Source organism: Streptomyces sp. NPDC104814 (assembly GCF_055583185.1).
The window spans coordinates 585,758-604,160 of record NZ_JBVJOL010000003.1 but is presented as its reverse complement, the minus strand read 5'-3'; the positions used below and the strand labels follow the sequence as shown (position 1 = coordinate 604,160).

The 18,403-nt window shown below is 71.7% G+C and carries 14 protein-coding genes; 4 read left to right on the top strand and 10 right to left on the bottom strand.

Annotation, left to right across the window (positions count from 1 at the left end):
• Positions 1 to 785: acyl-CoA carboxylase subunit beta (locus ACZ64A_RS15815; protein WP_469810806.1), on the bottom strand; the 785-nt coding region annotated here is incomplete at its 3' end.
• Between the two features lie 336 nt (positions 786 to 1,121).
• On the opposite strand from ACZ64A_RS15815, the gene ACZ64A_RS15810 reads away from it, so the two are divergent.
• Entirely contained in the window at positions 1,122 to 1,742 is a 621-nt protein-coding gene (locus tag ACZ64A_RS15810; protein ID WP_469810805.1) for a YceI family protein, read from the top strand.
• Between the two features lie 87 nt (positions 1,743 to 1,829).
• On the opposite strand, the gene ACZ64A_RS15805 is transcribed toward ACZ64A_RS15810, so the two are convergent.
• On the bottom strand, positions 1,830 to 3,206 hold the full coding sequence (locus ACZ64A_RS15805) for a hypothetical protein (protein WP_469810804.1): 1,377 nt from the start codon (positions 3,204 to 3,206) through the stop codon (positions 1,830 to 1,832).
• Positions 3,207 to 3,257: 51 nt separating this feature from the next.
• On the bottom strand, positions 3,258 to 6,275 hold the full coding sequence (locus tag ACZ64A_RS15800; RefSeq protein ID WP_469810803.1) for a glycoside hydrolase family 3 protein: 3,018 nt from the start codon (positions 6,273 to 6,275) through the stop codon (positions 3,258 to 3,260).
• 239 nt (positions 6,276 to 6,514) lie between these two features.
• Between ACZ64A_RS15800 and ACZ64A_RS15795 the strand changes: the two genes are divergently transcribed.
• Together ACZ64A_RS15795 and ACZ64A_RS15790 are read left to right on the top strand one after the other, a co-directional pair.
• The gene (locus ACZ64A_RS15795; RefSeq protein WP_469810802.1) at positions 6,515 to 8,380 is read left to right on the top strand and encodes a lectin; all 1,866 of its coding nucleotides are present in this window, start codon (positions 6,515 to 6,517) and stop codon (positions 8,378 to 8,380) included.
• A 67-nt stretch (positions 8,381 to 8,447) separates the two neighbouring features.
• Entirely contained in the window at positions 8,448 to 9,044 is a 597-nt protein-coding gene (locus tag ACZ64A_RS15790) for a GPP34 family phosphoprotein (RefSeq protein WP_469810800.1), read from the top strand.
• Positions 9,045 to 9,063: 19 nt separating this feature from the next.
• Here the strand turns inward: ACZ64A_RS15790 and ACZ64A_RS15785 are convergent, their stop codons facing one another.
• The 6 genes from ACZ64A_RS15785 to ureA form a co-directional block, all read right to left on the bottom strand.
• On the bottom strand, positions 9,064 to 9,489 hold the full coding sequence (locus ACZ64A_RS15785) for a VOC family protein (protein ID WP_469810799.1): 426 nt from the start codon (positions 9,487 to 9,489) through the stop codon (positions 9,064 to 9,066).
• A gap of 14 nt (positions 9,490 to 9,503) precedes the next feature.
• Positions 9,504 to 11,114, bottom strand: a complete 1,611-nt coding sequence (cimA, locus tag ACZ64A_RS15780) for a citramalate synthase (protein WP_469810798.1) — start codon at positions 11,112 to 11,114, stop codon at positions 9,504 to 9,506.
• A 355-nt stretch (positions 11,115 to 11,469) separates the two neighbouring features.
• Positions 11,470 to 12,078 carry a TetR/AcrR family transcriptional regulator gene (locus ACZ64A_RS15775; RefSeq protein WP_469810797.1) on the bottom strand — a complete coding sequence of 203 codons (609 nt, stop codon included), beginning with the start codon at positions 12,076 to 12,078 and terminating at the stop codon, positions 11,470 to 11,472.
• Between the two features lie 34 nt (positions 12,079 to 12,112).
• Positions 12,113 to 13,153, bottom strand: coding sequence for an agmatine deiminase family protein (locus tag ACZ64A_RS15770; RefSeq protein ID WP_469810796.1), 1,041 nt, complete (start codon positions 13,151 to 13,153; stop codon positions 12,113 to 12,115).
• Positions 13,154 to 13,164: 11 nt separating this feature from the next.
• Positions 13,165 to 14,877 carry an urease subunit alpha gene (locus tag ACZ64A_RS15765; protein WP_469810795.1) on the bottom strand — a complete coding sequence of 571 codons (1,713 nt, stop codon included), beginning with the start codon at positions 14,875 to 14,877 and terminating at the stop codon, positions 13,165 to 13,167.
• A complete protein-coding gene (gene ureA, locus ACZ64A_RS15760; RefSeq protein WP_469810794.1) occupies positions 14,874 to 15,578 on the bottom strand; it encodes an urease subunit gamma in 705 nt (234 codons plus the stop codon). The genes ACZ64A_RS15765 and ureA overlap by 4 nt, the downstream gene beginning before the upstream one ends.
• Positions 15,579 to 15,724: 146 nt before the next feature.
• On the opposite strand from ureA, the gene ACZ64A_RS15755 reads away from it, so the two are divergent.
• Entirely contained in the window at positions 15,725 to 17,170 is a 1,446-nt protein-coding gene (locus ACZ64A_RS15755; RefSeq protein WP_469810793.1) for a cytosine permease, read from the top strand.
• Positions 17,171 to 17,280: 110 nt separating this feature from the next.
• Here ACZ64A_RS15755 and ACZ64A_RS15750 read toward each other — a convergent pair whose 3' ends face one another.
• The gene (locus tag ACZ64A_RS15750; protein ID WP_469810792.1) at positions 17,281 to 18,369 is read right to left on the bottom strand and encodes a branched-chain amino acid aminotransferase; all 1,089 of its coding nucleotides are present in this window, start codon (positions 18,367 to 18,369) and stop codon (positions 17,281 to 17,283) included.
• Positions 18,370 to 18,403 lie beyond the last annotated feature (34 nt).

The following is an 18,403-nucleotide window of genomic DNA, read 5'->3' as shown; positions in this document are numbered from 1 at the left end:
AGCAGCGACAGCAGGTAGCGCACCTCCGCGATGCACGTCTCCTCGTCGTCGTAGGCGAAGTGACACACACCCGAGGTCTCCGCGTGCACATCCGCCCCACCCAGCCCGTTCTGGGTGATCTCCTCACCGGTGACGGCCTTGACCACGTCCGGGCCGGTGATGAACATCTGCGAGGTCTCACGCACCATGAACACGAAGTCCGTCAGCGCCGGACTGTAGGCCGCGCCGCCCGCACACGGACCCAGCATCACCGAGATCTGCGGGATCACCCCCGACGCCCGGGTGTTGCGCTGGAAGATCCCGCCGTACCCGGCGAGCGCGGAGACACCCTCCTGGATCCGGGCGCCGGCGCCGTCGTTCAGCGACACCAGCGGCGCACCCGCCGCGATGGCCATGTCCATGATCTTGTGGATCTTCGTCGCATGCGCCTCACCCAGCGCACCACCGAAGATCCGGAAGTCATGGGCGTAGACGAAGACCGTCCGGCCCTCCACCGTCCCCCACCCGGTGATCACACCATCGGTGTACGGCTTCTTCGCCTCCAGACCGAAACCCGACGCCCGATGCCGGCGCAGCTGCTCGACCTCCCGGAAGGACCCCGGATCCAGGAGCAGCTCGATCCGCTCCCGAGCCGTCAGCTTGCCCTTCGCATGCTGCGCCGCGGTCGCCTTCTCGCTCGGACCGGCCAGCGCCTGGGCACGAATCTCGTGCAGTTCGGCGACCCGCCCGCGCGCGTCCGTCGGCTCGCCGGTGGGCTCACCCGTCGTCTCTTCCAAAACGGTCATGTAGCGACCTTACGAAGACCGCCAAGGAAAGCGAGCCGTCGACTCCGTACAGTCTCCGACCCGTTTTCCTGGTACCCCTGAACAGAACCCGACGGGCATGCAGGCGTTCCGACTGCTCAGAGGGCGTCGGGGTTGTGGGGGTCGTACAAACGGACCGGGCGTAAGACGCCTCACATCGGGGGGCTCACATGCCATCCCTGGAGTGAATCCGGGACCCGGATCGCGACACGGAGAGACTACCCCCGACGAGACTGTTGAACTTTGAACGGAATAGGTCTACCGTCGAAGTCGTTGGCATCGTTGAACATTCAACATTCTGTCCCCAAGGAGCACACCATGGGCATCTTCGGCCGCAAGAACACCCCCGAGACCACCGCCGCCGCCCCCGCCGGCGCCACCGCCCCCGTCAGCCCGGACCTCGCGGCGCTGACCGGCGAGTACACGATCGACCCCAGCCACACCACGATCGGCTTCGTCGCCCGGCACGCCATGGTCACCAACGTCAAGGGTTCCTTCCTCGACTTCTCCGGCTCGCTCCAGCTGGACGGCACCGACCCGTCCCGCTCGACGGCCTCCCTCGACATCAAGATGGACAGCATCGACACCGGCAACGCCGACCGTGACGGTCACCTGAAGTCCTCGGACTTCTTCAAGACCGACGAGTTCCCGACGATGACCTTCCGGTCCACCAAGGCGGAGGCCCTGGGCGGCGACGACTACCGCATCACCGGCGACCTGTCGATCCTCGGTGTCACCAAGCCGCTCACCATCGACCTGGAGTTCCACGGCGCCGCGAAGGACCCGTTCGGCAACGAGCGCGTCGGCTTCGAGGGCAAGGCCGAGATCCTGCGCTCGGAGTGGGGCCTGACCTGGAACGCGGCACTGGAGACCGGTGGCGTCCTGGTCTCCGACAAGATCAAGCTCGTCTTCGACATCTCCGCGATCCGCAACGCCTGACCCGAACACCGGCACAGCACGGGCCACCCGGCTTCCGCCTCCCGGCGGAAAACCGGGGGCCCGTGCCGCGTTGTGGGGGCCGACGGCTCAGAAGTCCCCGCCGCCGCCGAAGTCCCCTCCGCCGCCGAAGTCTCCGCCGCCGCCGAAGTCCCCGCCCCCGCCGCCGAAGTCACCGAAGTCACCGGAGTCGAAGTCGGCGCCCGAGACGTCTCCGCCGTCGTAACCGCCGGAGCCGAAGTCGCCGTACCCGGTGCCGTAGTCCGCGGCGTACGACGGGGTGGCCATCATGCCGCCGAGCAGCGTGCCGACGAGGAGCCCGGGCAGCAGGCCGCCGCCGAAGTAGCCGCCCGCCCAGGGGCCGTAGGCCGGGCCCGCGTCCCAGTAGGGGCGACGGCCGTAGTCGGTGTCGACCTCGCGGACCATGGGCTCGCGGCCGTCCGCGAGCCGCGCCTGGTCGGCCGCGCACACCGGGACCTCGCGCGCGGCGCCGCCGGGCGGGGTCCACACGGCGTCGGCGACCGAGGGGCCGTGGCGCGGGTCGAAGAAGCACGGCGGCCGGCGCTGCGGCAGCGGCCGGCCCTCGCGGCGGGCGGCGAGCTGTGCCAGGGAGAACCGGCCTTCCTCCAGCGCCTGGGTGACAGCGCGCACGTCCTCGGGCCGCCGGGCCGCGGCCATCAGCGACTTCGCCTGTTCGTAGGCGTCCAGGGCCCGCTCGTAGTCCGCGCGCATCGCGTCGTCGGCGCCCGGTTCGGCCGGGTGGAACTCCAGTCGGTCCAGTTCCTCGCCGAACGCGGTGATGTCCTCGTCGACGACCACCCGCAGCTGCTCCAGCGCGGCCCGCTGTTCCTCCTCGCGCCGGCGCCGGCCGCGCCGCACCAGGGCGAAGGCGCCCGCGCCGCCGGCGACGACCACGGCGGCCGTGGCGACCAGCGCGGTGGCCGACACCCCGCCGCCGTTCCCGGAGGACCCCCAGCCCGACGGCGCCGAACCGCCCATGTTGGCCACGGCCCGGTCGCTGAAGTCGGTCAGCTGCGTACGGGCGTCACGGTCGCCCCGCACGCTGGTCACGAGGTTCTGCACGGCCGAGCGGGGCAGCACCTTGGAGTCCGCCCGGGCGTCGAAGCGGTCGCCGAGCCGGACGGCGTACAGCCCGGTGATGCCGGTGGCGGTCCGCAGGTCGGTGAACAGGCTCTTGGTCGGATAGCCGGCGGGGAGCACGACCACGAAGAGCGGCTTGTCGGCTGCCTTGATCCGTTTCGCCAGGGTGCCGGCGTCCGCGGCCGACAACTGCGCGGACGCGGCCGGGTCCACGTAGACGGGGTTCTCGCGCAACGCCCGCCCGATGGTGGACAGATCGGAGTCGGCGACGGCCTGCGGGGCCGGCGCCCACAGCACCGCGCACGCGGCGAGCAGGGCGGCCGCCAGCAGGGCCGGGAGGCTTCGGGTCCGTACGACGGCCTTCATAGGTCGAACGTACCCGAAGCGACCCGGAACGTTCCTGCGCGCCGAGCGGAATCAGGCGGCCCGGTAGGCCTCCGCCAGTTTCTCCACCGCCTGTGCGTAGCGCCCGGTGAGCAGCAGGTGGTCCGCCTCGGCGAACGGGCGGGAGACGGCCGGGGTGAGGTGCTGCCCCGCCCTCTCCTGGACGATCAGCCGGGCCCTGGCGACCAGCGCACGGCCGGCGGAGTCCGTGCCCGCCCGTTCGGCCGCCCGGGCGGCGAGCCCGAGGGCCCTGAGCGTGCCCGCGCCGCCCGGCGGGGTCCTGGTCAGCGTCGTCAGCCCCCAGCCGTAGGGATACTGCGGGTCGTAGGAGCTGTCGCCGACGTTGATCGGCAGCTGTGCCTGCGAGCGCGGCCAGGTGACCGGCAGCTGCCCGGTGAACGGCCGCCTGCCGTAGAGCACATCGGCCACGCCGTCGCCCTCGGTGCCCGGCAGCCAGGAGGCGACCAGGGCGTCGATCTCGCCGAGCCGGTCGCCGATCAGCTGCGGACGGCCGGAGACGATCAGCACCGCGCACTTCATCGCCGCGCACACCCGGTCCACGGCCGCCCGGTCGGCGGCGCTCAACTGGAGGTCGTGTCCGTTGCCGACGTCGCCGACGCCCTCGGCGTAGGGGGTCTCGCCGAGGACGACCACACCCACGTCGTGGCCGGCCGTCGGGGCGGAGGCGTCCTTGGACCAGGTGATCTGTGCGCCGGTGTTCCGCATGCCCTCGAGGATGGTGGTGCCGGAGGTGATGTTCCCGGAGGAGCCCTGCCAGGTGATGGTCCAGCCACCGCTCTGGTTGCCGAGGTCGTCGGCGTTCGAGCCCGCGACGTAGACCTTCTGCGTGGGTCTGAGGGGCAGCAGTCCGCCGTCGTTCTTCAGCAGCACCTGTGACTTCGCGGCCGCCTCGCGGGCCACCGCCCGGTGCGCGTCCGAGCCGATGCCGGACGCCCCGCTGGTGTCCGCGTAGGGGTGCTCGAAGAGCCCGAGCCGGAACTTCTCGGTCAGGATGCGGGAGACAGCGTCGTCGATCCGCCGCTCACTGATCCGGCCCGCCGTCACCTCCGCGGCGAGTGCGCCGGTGAAGTCCTTGTAGCCGTACGGCACCATCATCATGTCGACACCGGCGTTCACCGAGGTGCGCACTCGTGCCGCGTAGTCGCCGGGGAGCTGGTCGAAGGCGTTCCAGTCGCTGATGACGAAGCCGTCGAAGCCCATGCGGCCCTTGAGCACCCCGTTGATCATGTCGCCGCGGGCGTGCATCTTCACCGCGCCCTTGCCGTCGCCGGTGATGTCGAGGGAGGAGTACGACGGCATGACCGTGCCGACGCCCCGCCGGACGGCCGTCTCGAACGGCGCGAGATGGATGTCCTCCAGCTGCTGCCGGGTGACGGTGGTGACGCCCTGGTCGGTCGTGTACGTGCCGGTGGTCGAGGAGCCGTAGGCGGTGCCGCCGTCGCCGACGAAGTGTTTGGCGGTGGCGAGCACCTTGTCGCCGCGACTCAGGTCGCGGCCGTCGGCGCGGCCCTGCAGACCCTGGATGACGGTCTCCATGGACTGCACGAGCGCCGGGTCCTCGCCGAAGGACTCGTAGGAGCGGCCCCAGCGTTCGTCGCGGCTGACGCACAGACAGGGCGCGAAGTCCCAGGGGACGCCGGTGGCGCGGACCTCGGCGGCGGTCACCGCGCCCGTCCGCCGGGCGAGCGCGGGGTCACGGGTGGCGCCGATCCCGATGTTGTGCGGCGTGATCGTGGCGCCGGTCAGGTTGTTGTGGCCGTGGACGGCGTCGACGCCGTAGATCAGCGGGATCTGGAAGCGGGTGGCCTGAGCCCGCAGCTGGAAGCCGTCGATCATCCGCGCCCAGGCCGCCGGCGTGTTGGGGGTCGGGGTGGAGCCGCCGCCGGAGAGCAGCGAGCCGAGACCGTAGCCGGCGATGTCGCCCGGAGCGCTCATCGCGCCCCGCTCGGCCTGGGTCATCTGGCCGGCCTTCTCCGCCAGGGACATCCGGGACAGCAGGTCGGCGACGCGCTTGCGGATGGGGAGCTTCGCGTCGAGATACGGCAGTCCGTGGGCGTCGATCACGATCTGCGGGGTCTCGGCGGGGGCCTTGGCACCGGTGACCGCGAGGGTGAGCGGGACGGTCTCGGCGGGTTCGGCGTCCCGGTCCTCGGCCGTCGGCACCTCGATGGTCCGCGTGGTGCCCGAGGCGGTGCCGGGCGGGAAGGTGAGGGTGCCGGAGACCGGGGTGTAGTCCTGACCGGCGGTGGCGGTGCCGCCCCGGGTCGCGTACGTGACCGTCACGGGGTCGGTGAGGGGCTGCTCGCCGGTCGTGGCGACGGTGAGCTTCACGGTCGCGGTGCCGCCCTCCCGTACCGGGTGGACGGCGGCGTCCGTGGTGACAAAGGCGCGCAGGGACTGGTCGATCGCGCCGTACAGCTCCACGCCGTCCAGGGCGAAGGTGCCGCGCACGCCGGTGGGCAGGGTGACGGCGTAGCCCCACATCTGTGTGAGGCCGAGGACGTGGTCGATGCCGCCGACGGGCTGGTAGTCGGTGCGGTAGGTGAAGTCGGTGAAGGGCAGCTCGATGCGCTTCCAGCCGGTGAAGTCGTCGGTGAAGGACGTGGTCCACAGCTCGGAGGCCTCACCGTTCGCCCCGCCGTCCTTGATCTCGAAGGACGTCTTCCTCCCGGTGCCGTGTCCCTCCCACCACAGCCGGATGCCCCGGTGGGCGGACCAGTCGTGCGGCGGTTCGTTCGCGGCGAAGTCGTGGGTGAAACCGCCGTAGCCGCTGATGTCGTAGCCGCCGGTGAGGACCTTGTGTCCCTCGGGGGCGTCGGAGCGCTCGGCGAGGCTCAGGGCGGGCGGGTCGTCGGCGTCGCCGCCCCAGGTGAAGATGGACTCGGCGGGCTGCTGGGCGAAGGGCACCTCTCCCTCGAAGCGGTCGATCGGGACCGGGGCGGGCTCGGGTGCCTCGGCGGCCCGGGCCGACGCCCAGGGGAGCAGGGCCGCCAGGACGGCGGTGGAGGCGAGCAGGGCGGTTCTTCGCATGGACCTTCCCTCGGCTCTGGAGGTACCTCTCAAGGCTTAGTTCAGGGCGTGAGTTAACGGGTCCGGCGCCGCGCCGTCAAGACTTCACACCACAACTGATACGCAGCCACCTCATGGCGCGTTCCGTGGCGTTGAAGCTTCGAAAGCTGAACGCACAACCCCTTGACGCCCGCTGTCCGCCGTCATTTACTCACGGCTCGCACGCCCCCATCCCCCACCACTTCAGAAGGGCGGCGCACATGAGGAGTGCCCCCACGGCTTTGCGCCTGCTGCTCGCCGGACTGCTCACCGCGGCCGGCGTCACGGCGGCCACCGTGCCCGCGCGGGCGGCCGGCGAGCCGGTGACGGCCTGGCTGACCACCACCGACGACTCCGGCGGCCGGCACGTCGTACGCGGCCTGGAACCGCAGACGCCGTTCGCCTTCCAGGCCGGCACCGGCGGCAGCGGCGAGAACATCACCGTCGACGAGAACACCCGCTACCAGACCTTCACCGGCGGCGGCGCGTCCTTCACCGACACCGCGGCGTGGCTGATGAACAGCAGCGGCGCACTCTCCCCGGCCACCCGGGACACCACCCTGCGCAAGCTGTTCTCCCCCACCGACGGCATCGGCCTGTCCTTCCTGCGCAACCCGATGGGCGCCTCGGACCTGGCGCGCTACGGCTACACCTACGACGACGTCCCGGCCGGCCAGACGGACCCGTCCCTCACCCGCTTCTCGATCGCGCACGATCTCGCCGACGTCGTCCCGCTGACCAGACAGGCCCTCCAGCTCAACCCGTCGCTCACGGTGATGGCCTCGCCCTGGACGGCCCCGGCCTGGATGAAGGACAGCGGACAGCTCAACGGCGGCTGGCTGAAGGCGGAGGACTACGGCGCCTACGCCTCCTACTTCGTGAAGTACCTCCAGGCCTACCGCGACCAGGGCGTACCGGTCTCCTATGTGACGGCGCAGAACGAGCCGACCTGCTGCTCGGGCTACCCGTCGATGAGCTGGAACGCGAGCGGGCTGGCGTACTTCACCAAGAACGAACTGCTGCCGCGACTCCAGTCGGCCGGCCTGCCGACGAAGGTCCTGGCCCACGACTGGAACTGGGACACCTACGACACCTACGCGGCCCAGACGGTCGACGACGCGGCGGTCCGCACGCACCCGAACTTCGGTGGGATCGCCTGGCACGGTTACGGCGGCGACATCGCGAAGCAGACAGCCGTGCACAACCGGTACCCGCAGCTGGACGCCTTCGGCACCGAGCACTCGGGCGGCACCTGGATCGCGAACCAGCAGCGCGAGGACCTGCTCAACATCATCGACTACACCCGCAACTGGGCGAAGTCGGTGACGAAGTGGTCCCTGGCCGTGGACCAGAACATGGGGCCGCACAACGGCGGATGCGGCACCTGCACCGGTCTGGTCACGGTCCACAACGGCGACGCGCGCAGCGGCCAGGTGGACTACACGGTCGAGTACTACGACATGGGCCATCTGACGAAGTTCGTCCGCCCCGGCGCCCAGCGCATCGCCTCCACGTCCTCCTCGGCCCTGCCGAACGTGGCCTGGCGCAACCCCGACGGCTCGAAGGCCCTCATCGCCTACAACGACTCGGCGTCCTCCCGCACGATGACCGTCAACTGGGGCTCGCAGCACGCCACTTACTCCCTGCCCGGCAAGACGTCGGCGACCTTCACCTGGTCCGGCACACCGTCCGGGGGTTCCGACCGCACGGGCGCGTTCGTCGGCCTCGGGGACAAGTGCCTGGACGTCGCCGGGGGTTCGGCCGCCGACGGCACCGCCGTCCAGCTCTACGACTGCAACGGCACGGCGGCCCAGCAGTGGACGGTGACGTCCGACGGCACGGTCCGGGCCCTCGGCAAGTGCCTGGACGTGACGTCCGGTTCGACCACCGACGGCGCCAAGGTCCAGCTGTACGGCTGCAACGGCACGGGCGCCCAGCAGTGGTCGTACAACGCCTCGACCGGCGACGTGGTGAACCCGGCCGCGGACAAGTGCCTGGACGTCACGGACAACGCGTCGGCGAACGGCACCCGGCTCCAGATCTGGTCCTGCACGGGCGCCGCCAACCAGAAGTGGCGCCTGCGGTAGCGCCACGGCAGACATCCGCCGCCGGGGGGATGATGGAGGCAGCCGACGGCGCCGACCTGGAGGTCGTATGAGTACCGCCCGCGATCTGCTGCTCACCGCCCTGGACGTCCCCGCCGCCCGGCCGCTCGGGCAGGGCGATCTGTCGCTCGCGCTGGCCGGGGCCGAGCTGGCCGACCTGATCGCCGACGAGGCCGTCCACCTGGACGACGACCGGATCCTGCCCGGCCTGCAGCGGACCACGGGCGACCGGCTGCTGGACGAGGCGGCCGCGGCCCTGAGCCGTGACACGCCGTACGAGTCCGTCGAGGACTGGCTGTGGCGGCGTGGGCGCGGCCTGGCCGCCGTCTACGCCGCCGACGCGCAGGGCGAGCGCGGCGGCCACCGCTGGCTGCGCTCGCGGAGCCGGCCGGGCCCCGCGCCCGACGCTCCGGAGCGGCGCCGCGCCGCCGACCGGTGGGCCTTCCGCGAACCCGTCCTGGTGGCCTTCGGCGCGGCCCTCGGCATCGGCGAGGAGGCCCCGGGCGAGGAGGACACCACGGAGCTGGACGACGCCGTCGTGACCGTCGTCGCCGCCGTCCGCAACGCCCTGACGGAGCTGGCGGCCGTACGGCAGCGCCGCGGGATCGAGGACGACGCCTACGCGAACATCTGGCGCGGCGCCTGAGGCGGGGCGGGCGGTGGGCCTAGGGGACCGGCTGGCCCACGGCCAGCAGGTTGCCCTCGCTGTCCCGGAACCACGCACCGCGCTCGCCGCGCGCCCCCTTGCTCGGGTAGTTCCCCTCGACCTCGGCGATCCCGTCGTGGGTGCGCAGCCCGGGCGCGTCGACGTCCTCGAAGACGACCCCGCGCCGTCGCAGCGCGGCGACGACCGCCTCGATGTCGTCCACCTCGAACGCCATCTGCGTGAACGTGCCGGGCGCGGACCCCGTCGAGCGGAACACGACGAAGTCCACCCCGCCGCACCTGTACAGCAGCCCGCCGGGCCGTTCGTCCACGGGGCTGAGGCCCAGCTTGTCCGCGTAGAACCGCCGGGCCCGCTCCAGGTCCCGGGCGGGCAGCCGGGTCGCCACGCGCGCCCGGCCCAGAAGGTCACCGTCCGAAGAGGTCATGCCTCCACTGTGGCCTACTCGGCCGGGTGCACGCCCGCCCGCAGCAGCCCGTAGGTGTACGCGTCCTCCAGCGCCTGCCAGGACGCGGCGATGACGTTGTCGGCGACGCCCACCGTGGACCACTCGCCGGCACCGTCGGAGGTGGAGATCAGCACGCGGGTCGTGGACTGGGTGCCGTGCACCCCTTCGAGGATGCGGACCTTGTAGTCGACGAGGTCGAGCTTGGCGAGCTGCGGGTAGATCTTCTCCAGGCCCACGCGCAGCGCGCGGTCGAGGGCGTTGACCGGGCCGTTGCCCTCCGCGGTGGAGACGATCCGCTCGCCCTTGGCCCACAGCTTCACCGTGGCCTCGTTGGCGTGGGTGCCGTCGGGCCGGTCCTCGACGATCGCGCGCCAGGACTCGACCTCGAAGTAGCGCAGCGGCCTGCCCTGGACCTCGGTGCGCAGCAGCAGCTCGAAGGAGGCGTCGGCGGCTTCGTAGGTGTAGCCCTTGAGCTCGCGCTCCTTGACCCGCTCGACGACCCGCCCGACCAGTTCGCGGTCGCCGCCGAGGTCGATGCCGAGCTCCTTGCCCTTCAGCTCGATCGAGGCGCGGCCGGCCATGTCGGAGACCAGCATCCGCATGGTGTTGCCGACCTGCTCGGGGTCGATGTGCTGGTACAGGTCCGGGTCGACCTTGATCGCGGAGGCGTGCAGTCCGGCCTTGTGCGCAAAGGCGGACACGCCCACGTACGGCTGGTGCGTGGAGGGGGTGAGGTTCACGACCTCGGCGATGGCGTGCGAGATCCGGGTCATCTCCCGCAGCCGGCCCTCGGGCAGCACCTTCTTGCCGTACTTCAGCTCCAGCGCGGCGACCACCGGGAACAGGTTGGCGTTGCCGACCCGCTCGCCGTAGCCGTTCGCGGTGCACTGCACGTGGGTCGCGCCGCCGTCGACGGCGGCGAGCGTGTTGGCGACGGCGCACCCGGTGTCGTCCTGGGCGTGGATGCCGAGCCGGGCGCCGGTGTCGGCGATCACGGTGGAGACGACCGCGTTGACCTGCGCGGGCAGCATGCCGCCGTTGGTGTCGCACAGCACGACGACGTCGGCGCCGGCCTCGGAGGCGGCCCGTACGACGGCCTTGGCGTACTCGGGGTTGGCGCGGTAGCCGTCGAAGAAGTGCTCGCAGTCGACGAAGACCCGGCGGCCCTGCGAGCGCAGGTAGGACACCGTGTCGCGGACCATCTCCAGGTTCTCGTCGAGCGTGGTGCGCAGCGCCAGCTCCACATGCCGGTCGTGGGACTTGGCGACCAGGGTGACGACCGGGGCGCCGGACTCCACGAGCGCCTTGACCTGGGGGTCCTCGGCGGCGGTCGTACCGGCGCGGCGGGTGGAGCCGAAGGCGACCAGCTGGGCGTGGCGGAAGGTGATCTCCGCCTGTGCGCGGGCGAAGAACTCGGTGTCGCGCGGGTTGGCGCCGGGCCAGCCGCCCTCGATGAAGCCCACGCCGAAGTCGTCCAGGTGCCGTGCGATCGCGAGCTTGTCGGCGACGGTGAGGTTGATGCCCTCGCGCTGCGCGCCGTCCCGCAGGGTGGTGTCGAAGACGTGGAACGAGTCGTCGAGCTCGCTGGTTGCCGTCTCGGTCATGGTCTCAAGGCTCCTGTTGTGGATCTTCGGTCTTACCGGAATGACCGGCTCCACCGTCCCCCCAATGGTCCCTCACGCCTGACTCCCGGCTGAAGGTGGGCCAGGAAACAGAAAAACCCCTCGCGGGTGCGAGAGGTCTGCGCGCGGGTCGAGGACGACGGTGGCCGCCCGTACCTGGTCGTACGTGGCGGTCACTGCGGACCGGCGCGCCTGCTGCCAATAATCGTGGCGAACGAGAGCACGGCGGCAGTCTGGCACAATCCGCCCGCTCGCTCACCGCCCGTCTCAGGATGCGAGCGCAGCGCGTCCGGCGCAGGCGCACACCGACGGCACTCCGGCCGCTTTCCGGGTGCGCTCAGGCGTCCGCGAGGAGTGCGTCGTCGATGAACTCCCGTACATGGCCGAGGGTCTGCGCCCGGTCGGTGCCGCGCAGGCCGATCGCCACATGGATGGAGAAGCCGTCCAGCAGGGCCCGCAGCCGGGAGGCGAAGCGGTCGGGGTCCACGGCACGGAACTCGCCGTGCGAGATGCCCTCGGCGATCAGGGCGACCAGGTCGCGGTGCCAGGCGCCCTCGATGGCGGCCTGCCGGACCCGGGCCTCGTCGTCGGCGTTCTGCGAGCGGTTCCACACCTCCAGCCACAGCGTCCAGTGCGGGTCGCGGTGGCCGTCGGGGACGTACAGGTCGACGTAGGCCGCCAGCCGGTCCCGGGCGGTGCCGCCGTTCGCCAGCAGCCGGGCGCGTTCGGCGCCGAGGCGCCCCTCGCTCCACTCCAGGGTCTGCAGCAGCAGTTCGTCCTTGGAGCGGAAGTAGTAGAGCAGATGGCCGCTGCTCATGCCGACCTCGCGGCCCAGCCCCGCCATGGTGAGCTTCTCCAGACCGCGCTCGGCGATCATGTCCATGGCGGAGGCGAGGACCTCCTCGCGCGGCGGCGCGTTTCTGCGCGCACGGGCCGCACCGGCCATCTGCTGCTCCTGTGTCTCGAAGAGGTGCCGGGGATCAGACCTTCGGCTGCTGCTGGGTGATGCAGTGGATGCCGCCGCCACCCGCGAAGATCGTACGCGCGTCCACCAGGGTGACCGTCCGCTCGGGGAACAGCTTGCGGAAGATGCCGGCCGCGATCTCGTCGCGCGGGTCGTCGAAGCCGCACAGCACGACGCCGCCGTTGCACAGGTAGTGGTTGATGTAGGAGTAGTCGGCCCAGTGGCCGTCGGCCTCCAGCACGGTCGGGGCGGGCACCTCGACGACCTCCAGCGCGCGGCCCCGGGCGTCGGTCTGGGAACGCAGGAGGGAGATGACCTCCTTGCTGACCTCGAAGTCCGGGTGGGCGGGGTCGGGCTGGTGGTGGGCGACGACGACACCGGGGCGGGCGAAGGCGGCGACGATGTCGACGTGGCCGAGGGTGCCGAAGCCGTAGGGCGGGTAGTCGCCGGTCAGGCCGCGCGGCAGCCAGATCGCCTTGGTCGTGCCGAGGTGGGCGTGGATCTCCGCCTCGACCTGCTCCTTGGTCCAGTGCGGGTTGCGCTCGGGGCCGAGCTGCACGGTCTCGGTGAGCAGCACGGTGCCCTCGCCGTCGACGTGGATCGCGCCGCCCTCGTTGACCAGCCGCGAGGCGTACGTCCTGGCGCCGGCGAGGTCGGAGACATAGGCGCCGATCTTGGAGTCGTGCTCCCAGCGGGCCCAGTCCTGGGCGCCCCAGCCGTTGAACGTCCAGTCCACGGCGGCGAGTTCGCCACGGCCGTTGGTGAGGAAGGTGGGGCCGATGTCGCGCATCCAGGCGTCGTCGAGTTCACGCTCGACGACGTCGATGCCCTCGCCGAGCAGGGTGGCGGCCTCGGCGGACTGGCCGGGGCCGCAGACCACGGTGACCGGCTCGAAGCGGCGGATCGCGCGGGCGACCGACGCCCAGGCGATGCGGGAGGCGGCGAGGTCCTCGGGGTCGTCGAAGGTGGGGTTGGGGCTGGGCCACGCCATCCAGGTCCGCTCGTGCGGGGTCCACTCGGCGGGCATCGAGAAGCCGTCGGCAACGGGGGTGCTCATCCAGGGCGTCCTTAGAGGAAGTAGAGGCGGTTGAGGGAGACGGAGTCGGCGGGCTCCGAGCTGAGCGGCTCGCCGTCGAGGGTGACCAGGCCGGTGCGCTGGTCCACGTCGACCTGTCCGGTACGGGAGTTCAGGCGCAGGTCGGCCGGGCCGATGCCGCGGGTGCCGCGCACGGCGACCCTTCTGCGGCGGGTGGGCATCGTGTCGTTGCCCTGGTCGACGGCGGCCTGCGCGACGAACGCGACGGAGATGTCGGCGGCGGTGGCCCCGAAGGCGCCGAACTGCGGCCCCAGCACCAGGGGTTCACAGGTGTCGGTGGCCGCGTTGGGGTCGCCGACCACGCCGTAGGCCGGGAAGCCGGACTTCAGCACGAGCTGCGGCTTGGCGCCGAAGTACTCCGGCCGCCACAGGACGATGTCGGCGAGCTTGCCGGTCTCCAGCGAGCCGACCTCGTGGGCGAGACCGTGCGCGATGGCCGGGTTGATGGTCAGCTTGGCCATGTAGCGCAGGACGCGCTCGTTGTCGTGGTCGGTGTCCGGGCCGCCCAGCTCGGCCTTCATCTTGCCGGCCATGGCGAAGGTGCGACGCACGGTCTCGCCGGCCCGGCCCATGCCCTGGGCGTCGGAGGAGGTGATGCCGATCGCGCCCAGGTCGTGCAGCACGTCCTCGGCGCCCATCGTCCCGGCGCGGATGCGGTCGCGGGCCATGGCGGCGTCACCGGGCAGGTCGGGCTTGAGGTCGTGGACGGAGACGATCATGCCGTAGTGCTCGGCGACGGCGTCCCGCCCGAAGGGCAGCGTGGGATTGGTGGACGAGCCGATGACGTTCGGCACGCCCGCCATCTTCAGCACGTTGGGGACGTGCCCGCCGCCGCAGCCCTCGATGTGGAAGGCGTGGATGGTGCGGCCTTCCAGCACCCTCAGGGTGCCCTCCACCGACAGGCACTCGTTGAGGCCGTCGCTGTGCAGGGCGACCTGCACGTCGTGCTCCTCGGCGACCCGCAGCGCGGTGTCCAGGGCACGGGTGTGGGCGCCCATGTCCTCGTGCACCTTGAAGCCGGACGCGCCGCCCTCGGCCAGCGCCTCGATCAGGGGGGCGCTGTGCGAGGACGAACCGCGGCCGAGGAAGCCGATGTTGACCGGCCAGGCGTCGAAGGCGTTGAAGGCGTGGCGCAGGGCCCACGGCGAGTTGACGCCGACGCCCCAGACCGGGCCGAACTCCTGGCCGATGATCGTGGTCACGCCGGAGGCGAGCGAGGCCTCCATGATGCGCGGCGACAGCAGATGGACGTGGGTGTCGACGGCGCCGGCGGTGGCGATCAGGCCCTCGCCGGAGACGATCGACGTGCCCGTGCCGACGACGACGTCGACGCCGTCGAGGGTGTCGGGGTTGCCGGCCCGGCCGATGCCGCAGATACGGCCCTCGCGGATGCCGATGGACACCTTGCGGATGCCCTGCACGGCGTCGATCACGACGACGTTGCTGATCACGACGTCACAGGTCTCGCGGACGGCGGCGGCCTTCAGGTGCAGTCCGTCACGGGCCGTCTTGCCGAAGCCGGCGAGGAACTCGTCGCCGTACTTCTGCGCGTCGGACTCGATCTTGATCGTCAGCCCGCTGTCGCCGAGGCGGACGCGGTCACCGGCGCGGGGGCCGTGGGTGGCCGCGTACTCGTACGGCGTGAGCCGGCGGGCTTCGGCGGGGTGACCTCCGGGGCGGCTCATCGCTTCGCCTCCTTGTCCGTGGTGTCCGAAACGCCGAGGTAGCCGCAGGCGGCGGCCCGGCGCAGGGCCTCGTCCTTCGCGCCCGGCGCGTCCAGCGGTCCGTCGACCAGACCGGCGAAGCCGATCGCGATCCGCTCGCCGCCGATCGGCACCAGGCCGACCTCGTGCGTCTCGCCCGGCCCGAAGCGCACCGAGGATCCGGCGGGCACGGCGAGCCGCATGCCGTAGGACCGCTCGCGGTCGAAGTCCAGGCGGGGGTTGGCCTCGAAGAAGTGGAAGTGGGAGGTGACCGACACCGGCACGGTCGCGGTGTTGGTGACCGCCAGCGTCACCACCGGTTCGGGGTCGGAGTGCATCGGGCCCGGCAGCAGCGCGCCCGGCCCCTTCTCCCCGAGCCCCCCGCCGATCGGGTCGGAGACGACGGCGAGCCGGGAGCCGTCGTCGAAGACGGCCTCGACCATCACCTCGGTGACGACGTCGGCGACGCCCGGCAGGACGTCGTCCGGGCCGAGCACCGAGCGGGCCGCCTCGATGGCCTCGGCGAGCCGCCTGCCGTCGCGGGCGGCCTCGCAGACGGTGTCCGCGATCAGCGCGGTCGCCTCCGGGACGTTCAGCCTGAGCCCGCGGGCCCGGCGGGCCCGGGCCAGCTCGGCCGCTCCGAAGAGCAGCAGCCGGTCACGTTCCGTGGGAGTCAGTCTCACCTCGCGGCACCTCCTTGCCTTCCTCGCTTTAGAGCACCACTCTAAACACCAGATTCACGCAACGGAAATATTGACGGACCACCTTTGCACACGTCACATTGAACGTCGCTCTAAACCTTAGGTGGCCGTCGAAGGAGACCCACACCATGCCCATCGAACAGCGCGGAGTCGACACGATCCCCGACGAGGAACGCACCAGCGGACCGCGTGACCTCGTCTCGATCCTCCTCGGCTCCAACCTCTGCCTGGGCGTGATCGTCTTCGGCTGGCTGCCGGCCTCCTTCGGCCTCGACTTCTGGTCCTCGATCACCTCGATCCTCGCGGGCACGGTCGTCGGAACGGCGCTGACGGCGCCGCTGGCGCTGATCTCGCTGCGCACCGCCACCAACCTGTCCACGTCCTCCGGCGCGCAGTTCGGCGTACGCGGCCGGCTGATCGGCTCGATCGTGGGTCTGCTCCTCGCCCTCGGCTACACGGCCCTGACGGTGTGGGTCGGCGGCGACGTCTCGGTCAGCGTGCTCGGCCGCCTCTTCGGCCTCCCGGCCGACGGGATCTCCTACGGCGTGATCTACGCGCTGCTGGCCGGGGCGACCGTCGCGGGCGCCGTGTACGGCTACAAGGTGCTGCTGACCATGTCCCGCGTGCTGGCCATCGGCATGACGGCCCTGCTGGCGCTGGGCATCTTCGCCTACGCCCCGCACTTCTCCACCGCCGCCCTCCCCCAGGCCGGCGGCTATCTGCTGGGCGGCTACTGGCCGACCTGGCTGCTGTCGGCGGTGGCCGCGGGCCTGTCCGGGCCGATCGCCTTCATCACCCTGCTCGGCGACTACACCCGTTACATCTCCCCCGCCCGCCACACCCCGCGCCGCATCCTGCACGCCACCTGGCTCGGACTGATCCTCGGCCTGCTGGTCCCGCAGCTCTTCGGCACCTTCACCGCCTACGGCGCCCGCGCCGCGCTCGACTACGCCGGCCCGCTGGTCGACGCCTCCCCCGCCTGGTACCTGATCCCGCTACTGCTGGCCGCCTCGGCCGGCTCGGTCGGCAACGCCGGTCTGATGCTGTACTCGATGGGCCTCGACCTGGACGCGATCCTGCCGCGCGCCTCCCGCGCCCGCGCCACCGCCACCGTCGCGATCGTCGCCACGGCCTGCGTCTTCGTCGGCCACTTCCTGTGGGACGCGCAGGCGGCGATGACGTCGTTCGTGCTGCTGCTGACCGCGCTCGGCACGCCGTGGGCCGTGATCACCCTGATCGGCTTCGCCCGTTGCCGCGGCCGCTACGACGCGGACGCGCTGCAGGTCTTCAACCGGCGCTCGCACGGCGGCATCTACTGGTACCGGGCCGGCTGGAACGTCCAGGCCGCCCTCTCCTGGGCGATCGGCGCATTCGTCGGCCTGCTCGCGGTGTCCCTGCCGGAGTACCAGGGGCCGCTGCTGCGGTTCACCGGCGGCGTGGACTGCAGCTTCCTGCTGTCGGGCCTGGCCGGCGGTGTCGTCTACCTGGCGCTGACGGCCCGGGGCGCGGGCGTGCCCGCCCTCCCGGCCGGCCCCGTGGCGGCGGCGGCCGAGACGGTGACCGCCGACGCCTGACCCCCCGGACCCCCGGGCCGGCCGAGGACGGACGGCCGGCCCGGGCCTTCTGCGCACGAGGACCGCCCCGGACGAGATGTCCGGGGCGGCCCTGGTGTTCGTGCGCAGGATCAGCCGAGCTTGTGCATCCAGCCGTGCTTGTCCTCCGTGATGCCGCGCTGGAGGCCGAGCAGGGCCTCGCGCAGCCGGAGGGTGACCGGGCCGGGGGTGCCGTCGCCGTGGCTCCAGGCGTCCGACTTGGTCTTGACGTGGCCGATCGGGGTGACGACGGCGGCGGTACCGCAGGCGAAGACCTCGGTGAGCGCGCCGGAGGCGGCGTCCGCACGCCACTGCTCCAGGGTGACGACACCCTCCTCGGCGGTGTAGCCGAGGTCTCGGGCGACCTGGAGCAGGGAGTCGCGGGTGATGCCCTCGAGGATGGAGCCGGTCAGGGCCGGGGTGACGATCCGGTCGCCGTAGACGAAGGCGACGTTCATGCTGCCGGACTCCTCGACCTTGGTGCGGGTCACCGCGTCGAGGTAGACGACCTGGTCGCAGCCGTTGGCGGCGGCCTCGGCCTGGGGCAGCAGGGAAGCGGCGTAGTTGCCGCCGGTCTTGGCGTCGCCGGTGCCGCCCGGGACGGCGCGGACGTGGTCCTCGGAGACCCAGATCGTGACCGGCTTGACGCCGCCGGCGAAGTAGGCGCCGGACGGGGAGGCGATCAGCATGAACAGGTACTCGTTGGCGGGGTGCACGCCGAGGCCGGTCTCCGAGGCGAACATGAACGGCCGCAGGTAGAGCGACTCCTCACCGCCGTGCGGCGGCACCCAGTCGGCGTCCTGGGAGAGCAGCGCGTCCAGGGCGGCGATGAACAGCTCCTCGGGCAGCTCGGCCATCGCCATCCGGCGGGCGGAGTTGCGGAAGCGGCGGGCGTTGGCCTCGGGGCGGAAGACCGCGACCGAGCCGTCGGGCTGGCGGTACGCCTTGAGGCCCTCGAAGATCTCCTGCCCGTAGTGGAGCACGTGGCAGGAGGGGTCGAGGGAGATGGGGCCGTACGGAACGAGCTGCGCGTCGTGCCAGCCGCGGCCCTCCGTCCACTTGATCGTCACCATGTGGTCGGTGAAGTGGCGGCCGAACCCGGGGCTGGCGAGGATGGCCTCGCGCTCCGCGGCGGGCAGCGGGTGGGCGGAGGGCTTGAGCTCGATCGTGGGCGTCGTCATGAGTGGTTTGTCCTTCACCGGTTGTCGTGACGGG